The sequence below is a fragment of the Yersinia thracica genome (assembly GCF_902170565.1).
Lineage (GTDB): Bacteria > Pseudomonadota > Gammaproteobacteria > Enterobacterales > Enterobacteriaceae > Yersinia > Yersinia thracica.
Genome location: NZ_CABHXX010000105.1, coordinates 1 through 16,685, shown reverse-complemented (window position 1 = coordinate 16,685; position 16,685 = coordinate 1). Strand labels below are relative to the sequence as shown.

The following is a 16,685-nucleotide window of genomic DNA, read 5'->3' as shown; positions in this document are numbered from 1 at the left end:
AGATTGATGCTTACGTGACGGTGTCACTATTAAGTTAAGTCATTAAAAAGGGTGGTTGCGAGACCACCCTTATAGCTTGCGTTAGCCAAAAAAGCTTATATTAGCAGTGAGCTTCGAGGTGATTACTTGGTCAACAAATGGCCCATTTTAGCCGCTTTTGTGGCCATATAATGTTCATTTTTAGGATTTTGCCCGACAATCAAAGGGACGCGTTCGACGATATTAATCCCCGCTTCGGAGAGAATTTCAACTTTCTTCGGGTTATTTGTCAGCAAGCGCACCGCTTTAATGTCCAATAACTTGTACATATCAGAACACAGTGTGAAATCGCGTTCATCGGCAGCAAAACCCAGTTGATGATTGGCTTCAACGGTATCGGCCCCCAAATCCTGCAAGGCATAAGCTCGAATTTTATTCAGCAAACCAATATTACGGCCTTCCTGGCGATGATAAATCAGCACACCACGGCCTTCTTCGGCAATATGCGCCAATGCAGCTTCTAACTGGAAACCACAATCACAACGCAGGCTAAACAGGGCATCACCTGTCAGACATTCAGAATGAATACGCGAGAGCACCGGCTTATCACCGCTGATATCGCCAAAGATTAATGCCAGATGGTCATGGCCAGTGGCTAACTCTTCAAAACCGACCATCAGAAAATCACCCCAAGGAGTCGGTAATTTAGCTTCTGCTACACGTTTTAGCTGCATCTTAATGTTCATATTATAACTTCATACCCTTAGAAAGGTTGTCGCACACCCTACCGTGAATGCCTGTTTTAACCTTATACCTCGGTATGTTGCGATATAAAGGTTAAATAAAAAATTTTATGCGATCATTATTAGCTATATTGCCATAACTTTTGCTGACCTGCTGTTCAACAAAGCAGCAATAAGGCCAGCATGAATGGCTGTTTGAGATTTATTTCGCTAGTGACAAAGAAATTTTGTATGTTATCAATGGTTAGAGAGACTTATATTATATAGATATAGCACTTATATAAAACGTGCTATCACCACGGGTAATATGTTGTGGATATTGCCAGAAAGAAGGGCAACAGATGTGGAATATAACAAAACGAATTACCCTGGGAGCAGTTATTTTACTGTTGCCAACCTTTGTCATTTGGCTCTCTGGTTGGCAGTGGCAGCCGGGGGGCAGTGAAAGCGCGTTAAAAGCGCTTTTTTGGGTGACAGAGACAGTGACCGCGCCGTGGGGCATCGTTACCAGTATCATTCTCAGTGGCTGGTTTTTGTGGTGCCTGCGTTTTCGGCTCAAACCGGCAATCGGACTCTTGATGCTACTGGGCGTGGTCATTGTGCTGGGGCAGGGTTTGAAATCGCTGATTAAAGAGCATGTGCAGGAACCGCGGCCATTTGTGGTGTGGCTTGAAGCTGAACATCATATTGATAACCGCTTTTTCTATTCCTTACCCCGCACCGAGCGCAGCGAGTTGGTTAAACAGCAATTGCAGAACCAATCTATCATTCCTGCGTGGTTAAGCAGCCACTGGCAATTTGAAACCGGCTTTGCTTTTCCTTCCGGTCATACTGTTTTTGCTGCCAGTTGGGCATTATTGGCGGTTGGGCTGCTATGGCCCCGCCGACATTACAAAACGGTTATTTTACTGATGCTTTGGGCGCAGGGGGTGATGATGAGCCGCCTGGTGTTAGGGATGCATTGGCCTGGTGATTTGATGGCGGCTACCCTTATCAGCGGTCTATTGGTCGCTATTGTCTGTAGTCTGGTGCAGCGGTGGTTCGGCCCACTCAATATTCCACCGCAAGAACAACAGGAAATTGAAAAGCGCGAGCAGGGGAAAATTAAGCGATGAATTATTTTTCACCGTTCAGTATTCGCCGCTAAATTGCTTAAAATAATCTCTATTAAGCATAGGTTCAGTGCTTTATCTTGGCGCAGGGTTTCTTTGCTGGGTAAGGAAGTGCTAATTTATTGAGTAAGGACGCCACATTTTTGGCATAATTCATCAGGTTGATTCGGCCTTTAGGAAAAAACGTGAAATATTTGCTGATTTTTTTACTAGTACTCGTGGTTTTTGTGATATCGATCACATTAGGGGCAAATAACGATCAGGTCGTTACCTTCAATTATTTATTGGCTCAGGGCGAATATCGCGTATCGACCTTATTAGCGGCGCTTTTTGCAGCGGGTCTGGTGCTGGGATGGATTATTTGCGGGCTTTTTTATCTACGAGTTCGGATTTTACTGGGCCGTGCCGAGCGGAAAATCAAACGTCTTGAATCGCAGCAAGAGCTACCGATTGAACCCAGCGCGACGGCATCTACACCTGCTGTCAGCAAGGAATAATTTTCTATGTTAGAAATGCTGTTTCTGCTGTTACCGGTCGCTGCCGCCTATGGCTGGTATATGGGGCGAAGAAGTGCTCAGCAGGATAAGCAGCAGGATGCTAACCGCCTGTCACGTGAATATGTGGCCGGGGTTAACTTCCTTCTCTCAAACCAGCAAGACAAAGCGGTTGATCTGTTTCTTGAAATGCTGAAAGAAGACAGTTCAACAGTTGAAGCGCATCTGACGTTAGGCAATCTGTTCCGTTCTCGTGGTGAAGTTGACCGCGCTATCCGCATCCATCAGGCCTTGATGGAAAGCGCTTCCCTGACATTTGAACAGCGCTTGCTGGCGGTCCAGCAGTTGGGGCGCGATTACATGGCGGCGGGGTTATATGACAGAGCGGAAGATATGTTCAACCAATTGGTTGAGGAGAAAGATTTTCGCCTGGGCGCATTACAGCAGTTATTAATTATCTATCAGGCCACCAGTGATTGGAATAATGCCATTGAAGTGGCAGAAAAGCTGGTCAAGATGGGCAAAGACAATCAGCGGTTGGAAATTGCGCATTTTTATTGCGAATTAGCGCTGCAAGCCATGGGCAGTGATGATCTTGATAAGGCGATGAATCTGTTGAAAAAAGCGGCTTCGGCCGATAAACAGTGCGCCAGAGTCTCGATCATGCAAGGTCGGGTCTATCTGGCCAAGGGTGAATACGCGAAAGCTGTTGAGGCGCTGGAGCGCGTGTTAGAGCAAGATAAAGAAGTGGTTAGCGAAGCATTGCCAATGCTGAGTGAATGTTATCAGCACTTACAGCAACCCGAAGCCTGGGCCAATTTCCTTAAGCGCTGTGTTGAAGATAATACCGGCGCGATGGCGGAGTTAATGTTGGCCGAAATTCTTGAACAGCATGAAGGCCGGGATGTGGCGCAAACCTATATTAATCGCCAGTTACAGCGCCATCCAACCATGCGAGTTTTCTATCGTTTGATGGATTATCACTTGGCCGATGCTGAAGACGGGCGGGCAAAAGAGAGTTTGCTGTTGTTGCGCGATATGGTCGGTGAGCAAATCCGCACCAAACCGCGTTATCGTTGCCACAAATGTGGTTTTACCGCACATTCGCTCTACTGGCATTGTCCATCTTGCCGTGCATGGGCATCAGTTAAGCCCATCAGAGGGTTAGATGGGCAATAGGGTGAATTTAAAGGTATCGGGTGAATGAATCACCCGATGAATAGGCCGTGTATGACAATAAAATGGCTTACTTTTTCTTCTGCGGGGCTTTAACGCCATCTTTCAGCAATTGGCGCAATTTCTTCAATTCTTTCTGGCTCAATGGCTGTTCTGACACTTCTTCCACACCTTGATTATCAATCTCGCTGTGATGCAACTTGGCCTCTTTACGGCTGCTTTTGCTACCTTTAACTTCAACCTCAAAACTTTGTTCTAATCTTTCGCAGACTTCGGTGCTGAGAGAAAATTGCTTTTCTAAGGCGGCGGCTTTGATTTTTTCTTTTAATTCCAGAGGGATTTTAATGGTTAAGGTAGATATTTCGCTCATCATATAACCTTCAACTTAAGGGAAAACACCAAGCTAAGCGAGGGAAGCGGAACTGTCTAGGGGATAACACAACTGTCACAAAAAATTCACATTGGCTGTTGGTGAAAATCCCCCATTAATTGGCGGATAATATCTCTGAAGCTGACTCATAGCGGAGAATGAATGATGCGGCAATTATCACGTTTCTGATCACCGCCTCTGGCCTGACGTTGTGGGGATTGGTTCCGCGTTCTGGGGGCTGGTTGGTGGCGCAATCGCACATTTGATCCTCAGCCTTCCGGCGCACAAAGCAGGGCCAGACACTGGGAGTAGTTGAATTTGTTCACGTGATGAGGAACAGATTTTAGTTATATAGGGGAAACCCTAAATTGACCCACCCAATCAAAGTCTGACAAACAGACGGCAAACCTCGGACGTCCGATTGCTGTAATTTCTGTGATACACCCTGTAGAATGCGGGCGTTACCAGTATTTATTGACTGAAAAATAATGACTGACTGAAAAGGCTTGAAAATGACGTCTGCAACTAAAATTAATAACAGTGGCTCAATATCTTCCCCGATTGTTGTGGCACTGGATTATGCCAATAAAGACGCGGCGCTAGCCTTTGCTTCCCGTGTTAACCCACGAGACTGCCGGTTAAAGGTGGGCAAAGAAATGTTTACCTTATATGGCCCGCAATTAGTGCGTGATCTGCATCAACTCGGCTTTGAAGTGTTTCTTGATTTGAAATTCCACGATATTCCTAACACTACCGCCCATGCTGTCGCGGCGGCAGCGGAGCTTGGCGTGTGGATGGTGAATGTCCATGCCAGCGGCGGGGCGCGGATGATGACCGCGGCAAAAGAGGCTTTATTGCCCTACGGGCCGCAAGCGCCGTTACTGATTGCCGTGACCGTGCTCACTAGCATGGATGGCGAAGATTTACGTGATATTGGCATTAACATCACCCCCGCTGAACAGGCTGAGCGGTTGGCGAAATTGACGTGGGATTGCGGTTTAGACGGCGTGGTGTGCTCAGCCCATGAAGCGGTGCGCCTAAAACAGGTGTGCGGTGAGGATTTCAAATTGGTCACTCCGGGGATCCGCCCTGAGGGCAGTGATGCTGGCGATCAGCGCCGCATTATGACACCGCCACAAGCCGTGTTAGCAGGGGTGGATTATATGGTGATAGGGCGTCCGATCACCCAATCTCCTGATCCTGAAAAAGCCCTGACTGATATTTTGGCGTCGCTGCCTAAGGGGGCAAAATGAGTCATGATAATAGCCGCTTAGTGTATTCAACTGATTCTGGCCGTATCACTGAACCCGAGGTAAAACCGCAGCGACCTAAGGGGGATGGTATTGTTCGCATCCAGCGCCAAACCCGTGGTCGTAAAGGAAAGGGTGTGTGTCTGATTACCGGTATTGATGGCAGTGATGAAATGCTGGAGACGCTGGCGGCAGAATTGAAGAAAAAGTGCGGCTGTGGTGGCGCGCTGAAAGATGGCGTGATTGAAATTCAAGGAGATAAGCGCGATCTGCTCAAACAATTGCTCGAAGCCAAAGGGATGAAAGTCAAACTGGCGGGTGCATGAGAGCCGCCAACAACGCTACAGTTTCAACAACACAAAATTTTATCCAAAGTCATTGGTGTTGCAGGTAGGCAGCAAGCAAACGTATCCCGATGAGCTTACACGAGTAAGTGATTCGGGTAAGTGAGCGCAGCTAACACCCCTGCAACGACAAGAACGAAGGATAAAAGTTATTTACCGACCTGATGACCAATAACCCCACCCACAGCAGCACCACCTAACGTCCCTAGGGTACTGCCCGTCAAGACTGCACCGCCAACTGCACCGGCACCGGCACCAATTGCGGTATTACGGTCACGTTTGGACATGTTAGAACAGGCGGATAGAGATAAAGCCAGAGTGAGTGCCAGTGCGGCAGTAGCAAATCGTTTATTGATTATCATCATAATAATTCTCCAGACAGTGGCTAAATACGGGGCGAGCAGGTCATTCAACTGACAGACTTTCAACTTATATGCCCTGAGCTATCCGTATCAAAATGAATTTGCCTTACTAAGTATAGGCATTGTATTGATTTTAGCCGCGATCTTATTAGGTTAGCGGTCAGAATAAAAAACGGCGTTTGAGTTTAATTTCAGGATTAATGCTGAAAACTTGTTTTATCACCAATAGAAACCAGTATAAATATCCGTGAATCATTTAATAGGTAAATAGTCCTAATTTGACCGCGAGGGGGAGGAATTAAGGATTATCTTAAGCCAAAGACTGAATTAACCTCTTGCCACAGCGCAATAAAGCTTCGTTGTATGGGCGTATATCTCTCATACTGCACTTTCTAGCCGATCTACACGCAGTTTATAGCTATTTATCCCATACCGATTCTCCCCTGTGGCGCTGAAAATGAGACAAATTCAGTTATTCAGGATATGACAATGCTCAACGAACTGAAGCAGCAGGTGCTCGCCGCTAATTTGGCGCTGCCGCGCCATAATCTGGTCACTTTCACGTGGGGAAATGTCAGTGCCGTCGACCGGCACCGTGGGCTTCTGGTGATTAAACCTTCGGGCGTGGAATATGATGTCATGACGGTTGATGACATGGTGGTCGTGGAGTTGGACAGCGGCAAAGTGGTGGAGGGCAACAAGAAACCCTCGTCGGATACCGATACTCACCGGGCGCTTTACCTTAATTTCCCACAAATCGGTGGCATTGTTCACACCCATTCACGCCATGCCACTATCTGGGCGCAAGCTGGTCTGGATTTACCCGCCTGGGGCACCACTCATGCGGATTATTTCTATGGCACTATTCCCTGTACCCGTTTGATGACCCCGGAAGAGATTGCTGGCCGTTATGAGTGGGAGACCGGTAATGTCATTGTCGAAACTTTTCAACAGCGGGGAATTAAGCCAGAAGATGTGCCCGCTGTTTTAGTGAATTCGCACGGGCCATTTGCCTGGGGAAGCAGTGCTGATAATGCGGTGCACAATGCGGTGGTGTTAGAAGAATTGGCTTATATGGGCATTTTCTCTCGCCAGTTGAACACGCAATTGGCAGATATGCAGCCGCAATTATTGGATAAACATTACCTGCGTAAACACGGGAAAAATGCCTATTATGGGCAATAAACACCGTGTTTAGCCGCCGCCCGTGTTTAGTCTTGCACGGGTTTTTCCAACCACAATATGGCGTCACTGATATCGAGCATTTTTGCTTCGATTTGCGTGATGGCGTCATTGATTCCCTGATTGTAAAAATGCGCACCCAACTCACGGCTGATAAATTGCAGTAAAAACTCGGTGTCAAAGTCTTCCAACTCAATATTGTGTTCTTGCTCCAGGTAACGCTGAAGTTTGTAGGTCATCCGCTGTGTTTGTTCGCGGGTAAACGTAATCTCTGCCATGGGTATTGCTCCGATTAGGGCGGTTTGATAATGATAACTCAGTGATTACTCGCCCAAAATGTCGACTTGAATTCCTTGAGCCGCCAACTGCTGTTGATAGCACGCGGGCAGGCGATTATCGGTAATCACTCTGCTGATCACTGAGTCAGTGGTCAGCAAATTTTGATGTACCTGACCAAATTTAGAGGCATCCGCCAGGATGATATTTTCGGCACCTTTTGCCAGCACACTGTTAATCACATCGGCGCGTAACATATCACGCCCGGTAAATCCGCTGTCCATCTGATAGCCGTCAATGCCGATAAATGCCTTACTGAAATTCACATGACGCAAGCACAGTTGTGTCAGTGGGCCGACCATGCTGTCACTTTTCTTCTGATAAATCCCCCCCAATAGAATGACTTCACAGGCGGAGTCTTTCAATTGCCGCGCAATATAGCCGCTGACTGTCACCAGCGTGATACCCGGCCGTTTGGCCAATTGATGGGCCAATAGGGCGTTGCTACTGCCACTTTCAATAAATATTGTTTCGCCGTCATTGACCAGCGAGGCGGCATGATTGGCCAGTTTTTGTTTCATCGAGAAATGGCGCATCATACGAACATCAATATCATCACTTTCAAGGGCAACAGCAGAGCCATGCACGCGCTTGAGTAAGCCCCGTTTCTCCAGCAGATTAAGATCTTGCCGAATAGTCACTTCCGATACTTGGGTCGTTTGCGACAATTCGCTGACGCTAACCCGCTTGCGGTCATTCACTTGCTGTAAAATTGTTTGCTGTCTTAGGTTCATCATCGGTCAGCCAAATAAATAAACTTTCGTTTGAAGTGTAATTCACTTTCGAATGAAAGATGTTTGAGCGAGATCACGTTATTGATTAAGAGTTACTCTATGATTGCGGTTAATGATTCTTTGTGACTTTATTTGCTTTACTGGTGGTTTGACTAACCAGTCTGGCTGCTTTAATCATCCCAATCGGAGGTTGTTATGGAGCTTTATCTCGACACAGCAGATGTGGCCGCAGTTAAACGTCTGGCGCGTATCCTGCCTTTGCAGGGCGTCACCACCAATCCCAGTATTTTGGCCAAAGCGGGCAAACCTATCTGGGAAGTGCTCCCTGCGCTGCGCGATGCATTGGGGGGAACCGGTAAACTTTTCGCACAAGTGTTGGCCAGTGACAGCGAGTTGATGGTGTCGGAGGCCGTTTTACTGTCACAACGAGTTCCCGGTTTGGTTATCAAAGTGCCCGCCACCGCAGAAGGGTTAGCGGCAATCAAAAAGTTGAAAACGATGTCAATCCCGACATTAGGTACCGCGGTTTACGGTGCCGGACAAGGCCTATTGTCGGCTTTAGCCGGGGCTGAATATGTTGCCCCCTATGTTAACCGGTTAGATGCTCAGGGCGGGGATGGCATCGCCATGGTGCGCGAATTACAGCAGTTGCTCACCTTACATGCGCCGGGCGCTAAAGTGTTGGCTGCCAGCTTCCGGACGCCACGGCAGGTTCTGGATTGCTTACTGGCGGGTTGCCAGTCAGTGACTATTCCTGTGGATGTTGCAGAGCAATTTATCAGTACACCGGCGGTTAAAGCCGCAGTTGAACAGTTTGAACATGATTGGCAGGGCGCATTTGGCTCGGCAATCTTGAGCTAATGTTTTATTCAGGGACTAATGTTTTATTCACGGACTAATGTTTTATTCACGGACTAATGTTTCATTCATATATGAAAGCATAAAAAACGCCCGCTAAGACATTAAGCGGGCGTTACGGTGTCACTTACTGGGGCGGGATAAAACGGCTTTTATCCTAGCAAGGGCATTTCCCCAACTTACCCGCTTCACTAGGGAAACGGGCCTCCAGACAATAACGGTGGAAATCACGCTCGGTCATGGGCGGTGTCTCGGGATGATGACGGCGCATATGATTGACATAATTGCCATAATCCTGCACTCCCACCATCAAGCGAAAACTTTGTGCCACCCGGCGTGCAATCAAACGTACCCAAGCCCACAACGTGGTCGGGCGAGTTGCTATTGGAACCAGCGGTATGCAGCGCGTAATCTGACGCGGCCCAGCGGGTAATGGCCGGTTATGCAACAGAGTCGGGTGCTGCCTGCGCAGTGGGATATCGACATTAGCCACGAACAGCCTCCTCACGGAATACAATTTCAGTCTCATGCGTGGTGGGTTTGCTGGATTTCAGCGCGCGCCGAATCACGAAGAAAGATGAAATTAACATGGTCACTGCCACCAACATAAAGAAGGCACACAAGGCGGCGTTGATCTGATTGTTAAACACAATAGTTTCCATGTCCTTAATGCTCTTGGCCGGGGCAATCAAAACCCCTTGCTCGACACCCGCCGAGAATTTTTTCGCCTGAGCCAAGAACCCAATACTCGGTTTTTCATGGAAAATCTTCTGCCAGCCCGCCGTCATTGAGGTAATAAACAGCCAAATTGTTGGCAGGATGGTTACCCAAGCATAGCGCTGCTTCTTCATTTTAAACAGGACCACAGTCCCTAAAATCAGCGCCATTGACGCCAGCATTTGGTTACCAATACCAAACAATGGCCACAGGGTATTGATGCCGCCCAGCGGATCAACCACCCCTTGATAAACAAAAAAGCCCCAGCAGGCCACGGCCACCGTGGTGCCGGATAAGTTACCTAACCAGGAGCGGTTATTCGCCAGACTCGGCACCACCACCCCGACCAAATCCTGCACCATAAAGCGGCAAGCACGGGTACCGGCATCAACGGCGGTCAGAATAAACATCGCCTCAAACAGAATGGCAAAGTGATACCAGAATGCCATCATATTGCGGCTATTAAAGACTTCACTGATGATATGCGCCATCCCGACGGCAAAAGTCGGCGCGCCGCCCGCACGAGATAATATCGAGTTCTCGCCGACATCTTTGGCAATCATGGTCAGGGTTTCAGGAGTGACGACAAATCCCCAGCTGTTGATAGCCAACGCCGCACTTTCTACTGTGCTGCCAATCAGCGCCGCCGGGGAGTTCATTGCAAAATAAACGCCCGGATCGATAACCGATGCACAAATCAGCGCCATAATTGCGACGAATGATTCCATCAGCATCGCGCCGTATCCGATAAAGCGAATGTGGCTTTCGCGTTCAACCAGTTTCGGCGTGGTGCCACTGGCAACCAGCGCATGGAAGCCCGAAATCGCGCCACAGGCGATGGTGATAAACAGGAATGGGAACAAGCTGCCGGAGAAGACCGGGCCGCTACCATCAATAAAACGCGAAACGGCGGGCATTTTCATTTCTGGCATGGCGAACACAATACCCACCGCCAAACCGATAATGACGCCGATCTTCAGGAAGGTTGATAAATAATCTCGCGGTGCCAGCAACAGCCAGACCGGCAGCACTGAGGCAATAAAACCATAAATAACCAGCACCCAAGTCAGGGTAGTGCCGTGTAAGGTGAAGAATGGCCCCCAATAAGGATGAAGCGCAATATTCCCGCCGTAAATAATTGCCGCCATCATTAACACGAAACCGATTAGCGACACTTCGGCGATTTTACCTGGGCGCAGAAAGCGCATGTACACGCCCATAAACAGCGCGATTGGGATGGTGGCCGCAATGGTGAACAGGCCCCACGGGCTGTCTGCCAAGGCTTTTACCACCACTAAGGCCAGTGCGGACAAGATGATAATCATCACCCCCAATGCGCCTAACATGGTGATAATGCCAGCAAAAGCCCCTAATTCTTGTTTTGCCATTTCCCCCAATGAGCGGCCATCGCGGCGGGTGGAGATGAACAGGATCAAGAAATCCTGCACAGCACCGGCCATCATCACCCCCACCAGAATCCAGATAGTGCCGGGTAAGAAGCCCATTTGGGCGGCTAAAATAGGCCCAACTAGCGGCCCGGCACCTGCAATAGCGGCAAAGTGGTGACCGAAAAGCACCCATTTATTGGTCGGAACATAATCCAGTCCATCATTACGCCGCTCAGCGGGGGTTAAACGGCGGTCATCCAGTTCAAAGATATTCTTGGCGATAAACCGGCTATAAAAACGGTAGGCGATGCTGTAACAAGACACCGCTGCAATCACCAGCCAGATGGCATTGACATTCTCGCCTCGGTTCAGTGCCAGCATGGCAAAAGCAAATGCACCAATTAACGCGACGGTCAGCCAGATGACGACAGTCTTGACGTTTTTCATGAGTAACGGCTCCTTGTTATACGGGGGATTTAACGGTTTTCAGCACCTATTTTGATAAAAAGATGCAAACTGCTAGTTAACATAGGAGGTTTAATGTGAAAGAAAAGTAGCGAAAGTGAGAACTGTGATGAGCTAATTGTTTTTTGCTCACCATTAGTATCATTTGCTTACAGACTGTGACAGCTACCCGACTGTGCTGATCATGAGGTCAAAGTAATAGGGCGGGGATGACCATCTCATTAAGCCGTGGGATGTTGTGCATCACCACGGCTTTACCCGTCATACTTCAAACGGCATCTATGTTGGTTACCCTGTCAAAGTCGGTTACTCTATCAAACCACTGGGCGGGCCACCACGTTGCGTGTTTCCATCCGCACTTCTGCAATGCGCACTTCAATTTTGTCGTTCTGGCTGTAGACCGTTTCACCTTTGATCTGGATGGTGCCGGTTTCCTGGCTGCACACCATTTCATCACGTACCGCGTGAATAAAGGGTGCAGGAATAAAGGCCACTGCGCCGTTATCCAGTAAGCGAACGCGTAGACCACCGCGAGTGACATCAATGATCTCCGCAGGGAAGCGGGTATCCGTGCCCGCCATAGGTTGCAGGTAACGGGCATACAACCAATCCCCGACATCGCGTTCAGCCATGCGATTCAACCGACGGCGTTCAGCCAATTGCACCGTGATTTCATCCTGTGGTTTCTCTGCTTGCTGGCCGGTAATAATGGCTTTCAGCAGGCGATGATTGACCATATCGCCGTATTTACGAATTGGCGAGGTCCAGGTGGCGTAAGCTTCAAGCCCTAAACCGAAGTGAGGGCCGGGAACGGTACTGATTTCAGCGAATGTCTGGAAACGACGGATGCGGCTGTCGAGGAACTGGGTCGGCAAGGCATCAAGATGACGGCGCAATTCACAGAAACCCGGTAGGGTCAGCAGCGCTTGTGGATCGGCCTCCACCCCATTGGCTTGCAACACATTGGCGGCTTGCTCAACCAGCGCAGGATCAAATCCGGTATGCACGTTATAAATGCCAAAGCCAAGGTTATCACGCAGTGCAATAGCTGCGCAGACGTTGGCGGCAATCATGCACTCTTCCACAATGCGGTTAGCAATGCGGCGGTGCTCCACAATGATATCCAGCACTTCGCCTTTTTCGCCTAACAGGAAGCGATAGTCTGGCCGGTCTTTAAACACCAGCGCATGGGCTTGACGCCAACGGCTGCGCGCTTCACAAACACGTTTCAGTAAGGTGATTTGTTCCGCAATATCAGCATCCTGCGGCTGCCAGTCACCCTGACCCTCTAACCAGTCAGAAACTTCGTCATAGACCAGTTTGGCTTTTGATTCCACCCAGGCGGCAGAGAATTGAATGTCATCACCCAGCGCACCATCAGCGGCGATAGTGACACGGCACACCAATACCGGGCGGCGTTCATTCGGGCGCAGTGAGCAGAGATTGTCGGATAAATCGCGTGGCAGCATCGGGATGTTAAAGCCCGGCAGATAGTTGGTAAATGCGCGTTTACGGGCAATTAAATCCAACTCACTGTTCTCATCGACATAAGCAGTAGGGTCTGCAATGGCAATGGTCAACAACAGAGAACCGTCTCCGTTGTCTTTCACATGCAAGGCGTCATCCATATCTTCGGTGCTGGCGCTGTCGATCGTGACAAAATTAAGCGCAGTCAAATCTTCACGTTGCAGATTGACATCATGCAGAGCTGATTCCACCATCGCTGGCGCTTCACGCTCCAGATTATGGCGCGCTAATGTGACCCACCAAGGCACGAAATGATCTTCACCATCAGTAATAAAAGCAGTCAAATCAGCATTAAAGGCCCGGTCACCTTTTAATGGATGGCGGCGCATTTCGGCCACGGCCCAATCACCGGTCTGGAAATCGTGCGCCAGTTCGCGCACCGGACGACATTGAATAGCATCACGCAGCAGAGGATGGTCAGGAACGATAGACAGACGGTCATCTTTTCGTTGCACGCGGCCAACAAAGCGCGATAAAAATGGCTCAACCAGGGTTTCCGGCTCAGCAATTTCACGATCTTTATCAGTGTGCAGGGTCGCAATAATGCGGTCGCCATGCATGACTTTTTTCATCTGTGGCGGCGGAATAAAGTAACTTTTCTGCCCGTCTACCTCAAGAAAGCCAAAGCCTTTCTCAGTACCTTTAACGACGCCTTCGGCGCGCGGAGTCTGAGTGTGAAGTTGCTGTTTTAGCTGCGCCAGCAGCGGGTTATCTTGAAACATATCGTCCAGTGAATGGTCTAGTGAGTGGGATTAATCCGGCTGACAGTTTTACGCGAATCAGCCCCATCGGGCAAGCGGCATATCACCCGAAGGCGGAATTCCCTGTTAGAAACAGGGGCCTATCTTCAAGCAATCCGCAAGGTTTGCGGCGGTTGCCAGCGGCGCACGGTCACCGGCACGGATTTTGAGGTGGGTGTGTGGGTCTCATCACCAAAGCTGGACAAGGGCACCAGCGGGTTGGTTTCAGGGTAATAGGCCGCCAGATTCCCGCGCGGGATATCATAGCTAACCAGTTTGAATCCACTGACTTTTCGGGTGATTCCGTCATTCCACAGGGTTTCAATTTCCACTAAATCGCCATCTTTCAAGGCCAATTCGGCTAAATCTTGCGGGTTAATAAACAGCACTTCCCGTTGACCATAAACCCCGCGATAGCGGTCATCGAGGCCATAAATGGTGGTGTTGTACTGGTCATGCGAGCGCAAGGTTTGCAGCACAAAGGGAGCGGGCACGCCTGCAATCTGCGGGAACAAACTCTCCGGCAGCATGGATGCGCAAAACTCGGCTTTCCCACTGGGGGTGGCAAATTGCATGTCGGCAGCGGCACTGCCCAGATAGAAGCCACCCGGTTGCTCACAGCGGGCATTGAAATCATCAAAACCGGGGATAGTGGCGGCAATATGGTCGCGAATCAAGTTGTAATCATCGGCTAATGCCAGCCAATTCAGCGCCTTACTCTCAGCGGGCTGTTGAGCAAAAACCGCATTAGCGATACCGCAGACAATCGCCGTTTCAGCGTGTTGAGTCTCCGCCAGTGGTTTGCCCACGCCCTCAGAGGCATGCACCATGCTAAATGAATCTTCTACTGTGATAAATTGCGCACCGGTGGCCTGCATATCGCGCTCTGTGCGGCCCAATGTTGGCAGGATCAGGGCTTCAGTGCCGGTAATCAGGTGGCTGCGATTCAGTTTGGTGCTGATATGCACGGTCAGGTCACAACGGCGCAATGCTTGCGCGGTGCGCTCGGTATCCGGTGCCGCAGCGGCTAAATTACCACCAAGGGCAATCAACACGTTAACTTCACCACGCAGCATCGCCTCCAGCGCTTCCACAGTATTATGACCGGCGGCTTGCGGTGGGGTGAAACCAAAATGCTGGCTTAAGCGCGCTAACATCGCGGCCGAGGGTTTTTCATCAATCCCCATGGTGCGGTTGCCTTGCACATTACTGTGGCCGCGAACCGGGCATAAACCGGCACCGGGCTTGCCTAACTGACCAAACAACAGTTGCAGATTGGCTAATTCTCTGACGGTTATCACTGAATGTTTATGCTGGGTGATGCCCATCGCCCAGGTCAAAATCACCCGCTCGGCATGTTGATAAATATCTGCCGCGTGGTGTATTTGTGTCTCCGTGAGCCCTGATTGCTGGGTAATCTGCGCCCATGAGGTTTGATCAACCGCCGCCAGATAAGCATCAATCCCTTGGGTGTGGGTAACAATAAAGGTTTCATCGAATAAGCCGGGCAACCCTTGGGCCAGTTGATGGCGATGGGTTTCCAGCAGCGCTTTCACCATACCGCGCACCGCCGCCATATCACCGCCGAGATTCGGCTGAAAATAGGCAGAACTGATCGGCGAGGATTTTGGCGTCAACATTTCAATCGGATTTTGTGGGTCAGCAAAACGTTCCAGCCCGCGCTCGCGCAAGGTATTGAAGCTGACAATCCGCGCACCGCGATCTTTGGCATGGCGCAAACTGTGTAACATTCTTGGGTGATTAGTGCCCGGATTCTGCCCGAAGACAAAAATAGCATCAGCCAGCTCAAAATCCTGCATCCTAATGGTGCCTTTACCCACCCCAATACTCTGTTTCAGCCCAGTGCCACTGGCTTCATGGCACATATTTGAGCAATCTGGGAAGTTATTTGTCCCCAACATGCGGCCAAATAGCTGATAAAGGTAGGAAGCTTCATTACTGGCACGGCCTGAGGTATACAGCTCCAACTGGTTTGGGCTATCCAGCCCATTAATATGCTTAGCAATTAATTCAAGGGCGCTTTCCCAACTGATCGGTTGATAGCGGTCTGTATCGGGGTTATAGCGCATGGGATGAGTAATTCGCCCTTGATATTCAAGAAAATAGTCACTCTGTTGGCGCAGCGTCGTGAGGCTGTGTTCAGCAAAAAACTCCGGCTCCACCGCCTTGCGCGTGGCTTCCCAACTGACCGCTTTAGCCCCATTCTCACAAAAACTGAAAGTGCTGTGATTGTCATCTCCCCATGCGCAGCCGGGGCAGTCAAAGCCTTTAACCTGATTGACGCGCAGCAAGTTACGAATATTTTTCAATGCTTGCTTGCTGTCGAGCACAAAGCGCGTGGTGGCTTCAAGAGAACCCCAGCCACCAGCCGCGCCAGTGTAGGGTTTTATGGTCGATTTAAATTTCATAATGATACGCCGCAGGTGTTTTTATTGTTTCAAGTGGGTAACGAAATCATTAACAACTTGATTCTATTTTGTCACAAGTTTAGTGGGGCGCGGCACCGGCGTCTAATCGAAACCCGCAATCGCGGCATAGAGGGGGCTTATCACTGGCTAGTTAGCGAGGCGCTACGGCATAGCATATGAGGACATTTATTCAGAATAAGACCCTAACTACGTCACTAAATAATAAAATTGATTATGTTTAACACATAGATTTAATTTAAATAATTAATTTGCTAATCAACTAGTGAGGGTAAATGAGATTGTTTTATTAAAATCCTGTTTAATCAAATGAATTAATCTCTTCTATAATATTTTCGTCTTGATTACTCTCTTAATTAGATTATTAGGCTAATATTTATCTTATAACAGTCTAATAATCTGGTTTAAATGATGGAAAGATTATTTAACTGCTCTATTATTGAATAATAGATAACTTAGCT

General features: G+C 49.1%; 16 protein-coding genes and 1 pseudogene. 8 read left to right on the top strand and 9 right to left on the bottom strand.

Features of this window, described 5'->3' with window-relative positions; translation table 11 throughout:
- Positions 1-122: 122 nt before the first annotated feature.
- Complete coding sequence (ribA, locus tag FTA91_RS15510; RefSeq protein ID WP_050114679.1) at positions 123-713, bottom strand: GTP cyclohydrolase II; 591 nt, start codon at positions 711-713, stop codon at positions 123-125.
- 350 nt (positions 714-1,063) lie between these two features.
- On the opposite strand from ribA, the gene pgpB reads away from it, so the two are divergent.
- From pgpB to lapB, 3 genes are all read left to right on the top strand, one after another.
- Positions 1,064-1,837 (top strand): phosphatidylglycerophosphatase B, encoded by a 774-nt coding sequence (gene pgpB, locus FTA91_RS15505; RefSeq protein ID WP_145535942.1) that lies wholly within the window; start codon positions 1,064-1,066, stop codon positions 1,835-1,837.
- Positions 1,838-2,019: 182 nt separating this feature from the next.
- On the top strand, positions 2,020-2,331 hold the full coding sequence (locus FTA91_RS15500; protein WP_050114507.1) for a LapA family protein: 312 nt from the start codon (positions 2,020-2,022) through the stop codon (positions 2,329-2,331).
- Between the two features lie 6 nt (positions 2,332-2,337).
- Positions 2,338-3,507, top strand: a complete 1,170-nt coding sequence (lapB, locus tag FTA91_RS15495; RefSeq protein ID WP_050114508.1) for a lipopolysaccharide assembly protein LapB — start codon at positions 2,338-2,340, stop codon at positions 3,505-3,507.
- A 67-nt stretch (positions 3,508-3,574) separates the two neighbouring features.
- Here the strand turns inward: lapB and FTA91_RS15490 are convergent, their stop codons facing one another.
- Positions 3,575-3,874, bottom strand: coding sequence for a hypothetical protein (locus FTA91_RS15490; protein ID WP_050114509.1), 300 nt, complete (start codon positions 3,872-3,874; stop codon positions 3,575-3,577).
- Positions 3,875-4,029: 155 nt separating this feature from the next.
- On the opposite strand from FTA91_RS15490, the pseudogene FTA91_RS20155 reads away from it, so the two are divergent.
- The 3 genes and pseudogenes from FTA91_RS20155 to yciH all read left to right on the top strand — a co-directional run.
- Positions 4,030-4,190: pseudogene (locus tag FTA91_RS20155) on the top strand (benzoate/H(+) symporter BenE family transporter); the annotation flags it as partial.
- A gap of 196 nt (positions 4,191-4,386) precedes the next feature.
- Positions 4,387-5,127 (top strand): orotidine-5'-phosphate decarboxylase, encoded by a 741-nt coding sequence (gene pyrF / locus FTA91_RS15485; protein WP_050114510.1) that lies wholly within the window; start codon positions 4,387-4,389, stop codon positions 5,125-5,127.
- On the top strand, positions 5,124-5,450 hold the full coding sequence (gene yciH, locus FTA91_RS15480; protein WP_050114511.1) for a stress response translation initiation inhibitor YciH: 327 nt from the start codon (positions 5,124-5,126) through the stop codon (positions 5,448-5,450). The genes pyrF and yciH overlap by 4 nt, the downstream gene beginning before the upstream one ends.
- Before the next feature lie 167 nt (positions 5,451-5,617).
- On the opposite strand, the gene osmB is transcribed toward yciH, so the two are convergent.
- On the bottom strand, positions 5,618-5,833 hold the full coding sequence (osmB, locus tag FTA91_RS15475) for an osmotically-inducible lipoprotein OsmB (RefSeq protein WP_032819938.1): 216 nt from the start codon (positions 5,831-5,833) through the stop codon (positions 5,618-5,620).
- Between the two features lie 486 nt (positions 5,834-6,319).
- Between osmB and araD the strand changes: the two genes are divergently transcribed.
- On the top strand, positions 6,320-7,015 hold the full coding sequence (gene araD, locus FTA91_RS15470; RefSeq protein ID WP_050114512.1) for an L-ribulose-5-phosphate 4-epimerase: 696 nt from the start codon (positions 6,320-6,322) through the stop codon (positions 7,013-7,015).
- Positions 7,016-7,041: 26 nt separating this feature from the next.
- Here the strand turns inward: araD and FTA91_RS15465 are convergent, their stop codons facing one another.
- A complete protein-coding gene (locus tag FTA91_RS15465; RefSeq protein WP_050114513.1) occupies positions 7,042-7,290 on the bottom strand; it encodes a DUF2164 domain-containing protein in 249 nt (82 codons plus the stop codon).
- Positions 7,291-7,335: 45 nt separating this feature from the next.
- On the bottom strand, positions 7,336-8,082 hold the full coding sequence (locus FTA91_RS15460) for a DeoR/GlpR family DNA-binding transcription regulator (RefSeq protein WP_050114514.1): 747 nt from the start codon (positions 8,080-8,082) through the stop codon (positions 7,336-7,338).
- Between the two features lie 195 nt (positions 8,083-8,277).
- Between FTA91_RS15460 and fsa the strand changes: the two genes are divergently transcribed.
- Positions 8,278-8,943, top strand: a complete 666-nt coding sequence (gene fsa / locus FTA91_RS15455) for a fructose-6-phosphate aldolase (RefSeq protein WP_050114515.1) — start codon at positions 8,278-8,280, stop codon at positions 8,941-8,943.
- A gap of 154 nt (positions 8,944-9,097) precedes the next feature.
- Here the strand turns inward: fsa and FTA91_RS15450 are convergent, their stop codons facing one another.
- The 4 genes from FTA91_RS15450 to FTA91_RS15430 all read right to left on the bottom strand — a co-directional run bounded on the left by FTA91_RS15450 (position 9,098) and on the right by FTA91_RS15430 (position 16,206).
- Positions 9,098-9,433, bottom strand: a complete 336-nt coding sequence (locus FTA91_RS15450) for a YbdD/YjiX family protein (RefSeq protein ID WP_050114516.1) — start codon at positions 9,431-9,433, stop codon at positions 9,098-9,100.
- Positions 9,426-11,492, bottom strand: coding sequence for a carbon starvation CstA family protein (locus tag FTA91_RS15445; RefSeq protein ID WP_145535943.1), 2,067 nt, complete (start codon positions 11,490-11,492; stop codon positions 9,426-9,428). Before FTA91_RS15445 ends, FTA91_RS15450 begins: the two co-directional genes overlap by 8 nt.
- Positions 11,493-11,824: 332 nt before the next feature.
- The gene (locus FTA91_RS15440; RefSeq protein WP_050114518.1) at positions 11,825-13,759 is read right to left on the bottom strand and encodes an exoribonuclease II; all 1,935 of its coding nucleotides are present in this window, start codon (positions 13,757-13,759) and stop codon (positions 11,825-11,827) included.
- A gap of 125 nt (positions 13,760-13,884) precedes the next feature.
- The gene (locus FTA91_RS15430; RefSeq protein ID WP_145535944.1) at positions 13,885-16,206 is read right to left on the bottom strand and encodes an FdhF/YdeP family oxidoreductase; all 2,322 of its coding nucleotides are present in this window, start codon (positions 16,204-16,206) and stop codon (positions 13,885-13,887) included.
- Positions 16,207-16,685 lie beyond the last annotated feature (479 nt).

Excerpts from the sequence above, each read along its gene's own strand:
- osmB (WP_032819938.1), bottom strand. The coding sequence starts at position 5,833 with ATGATGATAATCAATAAACGATTTGCTACTGCCGCACTGGCACTCACT.
- pgpB (WP_145535942.1), top strand. The coding sequence starts at position 1,064 with ATGTGGAATATAACAAAACGAATTACCCTGGGAGCAGTTATTTTACTG.
- FTA91_RS15490 (WP_050114509.1), bottom strand. The coding sequence starts at position 3,874 with ATGAGCGAAATATCTACCTTAACCATTAAAATCCCTCTGGAATTAAAA.
- FTA91_RS15430 (WP_145535944.1), bottom strand. The coding sequence starts at position 16,206 with ATGAAATTTAAATCGACCATAAAACCCTACACTGGCGCGGCTGGTGGC.
- lapB (WP_050114508.1), top strand. The coding sequence starts at position 2,338 with ATGTTAGAAATGCTGTTTCTGCTGTTACCGGTCGCTGCCGCCTATGGC.
- fsa (WP_050114515.1), top strand. The coding sequence starts at position 8,278 with ATGGAGCTTTATCTCGACACAGCAGATGTGGCCGCAGTTAAACGTCTG.
- FTA91_RS15440 (WP_050114518.1), bottom strand. The coding sequence starts at position 13,759 with ATGTTTCAAGATAACCCGCTGCTGGCGCAGCTAAAACAGCAACTTCAC.
- FTA91_RS15465 (WP_050114513.1), bottom strand. The coding sequence starts at position 7,290 with ATGGCAGAGATTACGTTTACCCGCGAACAAACACAGCGGATGACCTAC.
- yciH (WP_050114511.1), top strand. The coding sequence starts at position 5,124 with ATGAGTCATGATAATAGCCGCTTAGTGTATTCAACTGATTCTGGCCGT.
- ribA (WP_050114679.1), bottom strand. The coding sequence starts at position 713 with ATGCAGCTAAAACGTGTAGCAGAAGCTAAATTACCGACTCCTTGGGGT.
- FTA91_RS15460 (WP_050114514.1), bottom strand. The coding sequence starts at position 8,082 with ATGAACCTAAGACAGCAAACAATTTTACAGCAAGTGAATGACCGCAAG.
- pyrF (WP_050114510.1), top strand. The coding sequence starts at position 4,387 with ATGACGTCTGCAACTAAAATTAATAACAGTGGCTCAATATCTTCCCCG.
- FTA91_RS15445 (WP_145535943.1), bottom strand. The coding sequence starts at position 11,492 with ATGAAAAACGTCAAGACTGTCGTCATCTGGCTGACCGTCGCGTTAATT.
- araD (WP_050114512.1), top strand. The coding sequence starts at position 6,320 with ATGCTCAACGAACTGAAGCAGCAGGTGCTCGCCGCTAATTTGGCGCTG.